At 45.1% G+C, this 3,587-nt stretch carries 1 protein-coding gene; it reads left to right on the top strand.

Going from position 1 to position 3,587, the window contains the following annotated elements; genetic code table 11:
* Window positions 1–3,587, top strand: a 3,587-nt coding sequence (locus J2W69_RS20480; RefSeq protein ID WP_310282069.1) for a non-ribosomal peptide synthetase, incomplete at both ends; no start/stop codon positions are given.

Genomic DNA, 3,587 nt, shown 5'->3' with positions numbered 1-3,587 from the left:
ACTGAGCAGGCGATAGCTAAAGTGTGGGGTGAGGTGTTATCGGTAGAGCGTGTGGGGCTTGAGGATAATTTCTTTAGTCTTGGCGGTGATTCGATCTTGTCTATCCGCGTGGTGGCCTTGTTAAAGCGTCAAGGCATTTTTGTCACGATTGGTGATATTTTTACTCACCAGACTGTTTCAAAACTGGCTGCATTTTATAAGAGCAAGAATGTTGATGAGATGATTGATGTGGCAGAAGTAGCCGCCTTTGAATTACTTGATGAGACAGAGCGTGCAGAGATAGAAGCGCTAATTGAAGCTGAAGGTAGAGAGATTGAAGATGCGTATCCGTTGTCTACTTTGCAAGCAGGTATGGTGTTCCATACTCAGTTGGCAGAGTTTAGTGGTGTGTATCATGATATCGTCAATGAGCACATTGTGTGTCCTTGGGATGACATGTTATTCGGACAAGCGCTCAGCGACTGTATTGAAGCGCATCCAATATTACGCACTTGTTTCCGATTAAATGGGAAGCGCTCATTACAGCTGGTTTATCGTCATGTCGAGACGCCACTGGTGGTCGAAGATATCCGCCATATGGAGCAATCGGAACAAGATGAGTATTTGAGTCAGTGGATAGAATCCCATAAAGCGCATGTATTTGATTGGGCGAGGGGTCCGCTGTTCCAGGTCAATATTTTTAATCGTACAGATGAGAGTTTTGTATTTGCGCTGAGTTTTCATCATTCGTTACTGGATGGCTGGAGCCGGGCGTCATTGAGTACGAGGTTGTATAACCGTTATCAGCAGTTGCTGCAGGGGCGAACGCCTGAGCCATTAGTGCAAGAGCATATTTATCGGGAGTATATTGCGCTTGAGCAGAAGGCGTTAGTCAATGAGGCGGCGAAAGAATATTTTGCTGAAATGCTCAAAGATGCACCAGGAATGCAATTACCCGTAAAACAACTGGAACATTCGGAGTTACAACAGCGGAAGAGGTTTGGTGAATACCCTGTTAGAGATTTCAAGGTGCGCTCTGAACAATTGAAAAAGCTGGCAAGTGACTTAGGTGTACCTTTACAGGCTATGCTGCAAGCGCTGTTAATTAAAGTGTTACAAAGCTTTAGCGGTGAGCCGACGGTTATGGTCAATGTAGTGATCAATGGTCGTCCAGAAATAGAAGGAGGCGAACAGGGGATTGGTTTGTTCTTGAATTCACTTCCTATGGTTGTTCGTCCTGTACACGGCAGTTGGCGTGAGCTGATTAAAGAAGTATTGCAAGCCAGTAATAACTCAATGAGTTTCCGTCACTACCCGCTGGCACAGATCTCTCAGGATTCCGGGCTTAGCTTTGATGAAGTGATATTTAATTATACTCACTTCCACGTATTTGATCAGATCAAAGTCGATGCAATGGGCGAAGAGCTGGCATTGCTAGACTCTAGCGGGTTTGAGCAGACTAACTATGGTCTGACAGTTGATATTCAGCGTACAGGTGCCGACGATAGTTTGAACCTGCATCTAAGCTATGATAGAGCTCGTTTCGATGATGAGACTATGGTTTCTTTTGGTGAATACTTTATTCGCGCTGCCGATGCCATGCTTGCTGATGTTGATTGTTTTGAACTTAACTTACTTTCAGAAAAAGAGTTGAAATTATTACTGGTTACGCATAATCAAACGGCATGTGAATATCCAGCTGACAAAACTATTCATGCTTTATTTGAAGTGCAGGCATCTACTAATGCAGATGCTATCGCAGTTGAGTTTGGAACTCACCGCCTTACTTATGCCGAGCTTAATCAAAAAGCCAATGCTTTAGCCAGCTATTTGCTTGAACATTGTGAGCTAGGTCAAGACGTACTAGTGGGTATTTGTCAGGAACGATCTATTGATATGGTTGTTTCGATTTTAGCTGTGTTGAAGGCTGGCGGAGCCTATCTGCCGTTAGACCCGCACTATCCGCAAGAGCGCATTAATTATATGCTGCAAGATGCAGCACCTGTGGCAGTGTTAACCAGCAAGGTGTTAGCAGCGAAAGTAGCACACTTAACCACGATTTGTGTTGATAGTGATCAGCTACAGGCACAATTGTCTGAAAGTAAAACAACAGAGTTACCTCAGGTATCAACCTCTGCTTTAGCCTATGTGATTTATACATCGGGTTCGACTGGAAAACCAAAAGGTGTGATGGTAGAACACGCTCATGTGGTCAATTACCTGCATCATGCCACGACGCAGTACTATAGTGAGGTCACCGCAGCAGTAGTCAGTTCTTCGCTTGCATTTGATGCCACGGTTACCAGTTTGTTGACTGCGCTTGTTGCGGGTAAATGCTTGCACCTTTTAAGTGAAGATAAAACGGCTGAAATGGATGCATTAGCTGATAAGTTAAAGTGTTCAGATACCACCTTACTGTTTAAATTGACACCTTCTCACTTAGAGGGACTGGCACAAAGATTGAGTTCAGAGCAAGGTGAGGCGATTAGTGCTCAGCCTCATCGACTGATCGTCGGTGGTGAACAGTTACGCCGTGCTGTGGCGGAGCTCTGGACGCAAAAACTACTACCTAACTGCCTTATGATCAATGAATATGGTCCAACAGAAACCGTCGTAGGCTGTTCGACTTTCCGGGTCGGCAACAGTGTGACAGAAACTGGACGGTTTGTGGTTCCTATCGGTTTGCCAACAGCCAATATGCAGTTGTATGTGCTTGGCAGTAACCTCAGGCCAGTAGGTATTAATGTTCCGGGTGAGCTTTATATTGGTGGTGTGAGTGTGGCTCGCGGTTACCTCAATCGTCCAGATCTTAGTGCAGAGCGATTCATTGATAATCCATTTTATCAACAAGGTCAGCCACAATGGGCTAAGCGTCTTTATCGCACTGGCGATCAGGTGAAATGGCTTAACCAAGGTGGATTAGTCTACTTAGGTCGTCTTGACGAACAGGTCAAAATTCGTGGTTTCCGTATTGAAACTGGCGAAATTGAGCATGCCATTACGGCTTATGATGGTGTAAAAGACTGTAGGTTGATCTTAGCGACCTTACCTTCTGGGACTGACGGCTTGGTGGCCTATATTGTGGCACCAGAGGTTGGCGGTGAACAAGAAAGCCACTTCCGTGATGCGCTTAGACTGCACCTTAGCAGCCAGTTGCCTGAATACATGATACCTGCAGCGTTTATGTTGTTAGATGAGTTACCCCTGACAGTTAACGGTAAGCTAGACAGAAAAGCCTTGCCTTTACCTGATCTGTCAGGTCAGCAGCGGATCTATGTTGCTCCTAACACCTCAACGGAAGAAGCTATATGTGCAGTTTGGCAGAACTTGTTAGGCCTTGAGCGAGTGGGTATTTATGATAATTTCTTCGAATTGGGAGGTCACTCGTTGCTAGTGATGCAGGTTATCGCCCGCTTGCAAGACATTGGCATTGTGATGGATGTTCGCCAGCTATTTACAGCGCCAATTGTCGCTGACTTAGCGGTCTTGATTGACAATCACGGGGTACAAGAGGCCTTTACTGCGCCAGAAAACTTAATAGAAACGTTAAATAGTTATATCCTTGCAGATGTCACTATTGATGATTTCCAAGAAAAATCAGCGGATGA

This window comes from Rheinheimera soli, from assembly GCF_031457405.1.
Classification (GTDB): Bacteria; Pseudomonadota; Gammaproteobacteria; order Enterobacterales; family Alteromonadaceae; genus Pararheinheimera; species Pararheinheimera soli_A.
The sequence above is the reverse complement of the archived record's forward strand: the minus strand, read 5'-3'. Positions and strand labels throughout refer to the sequence as shown.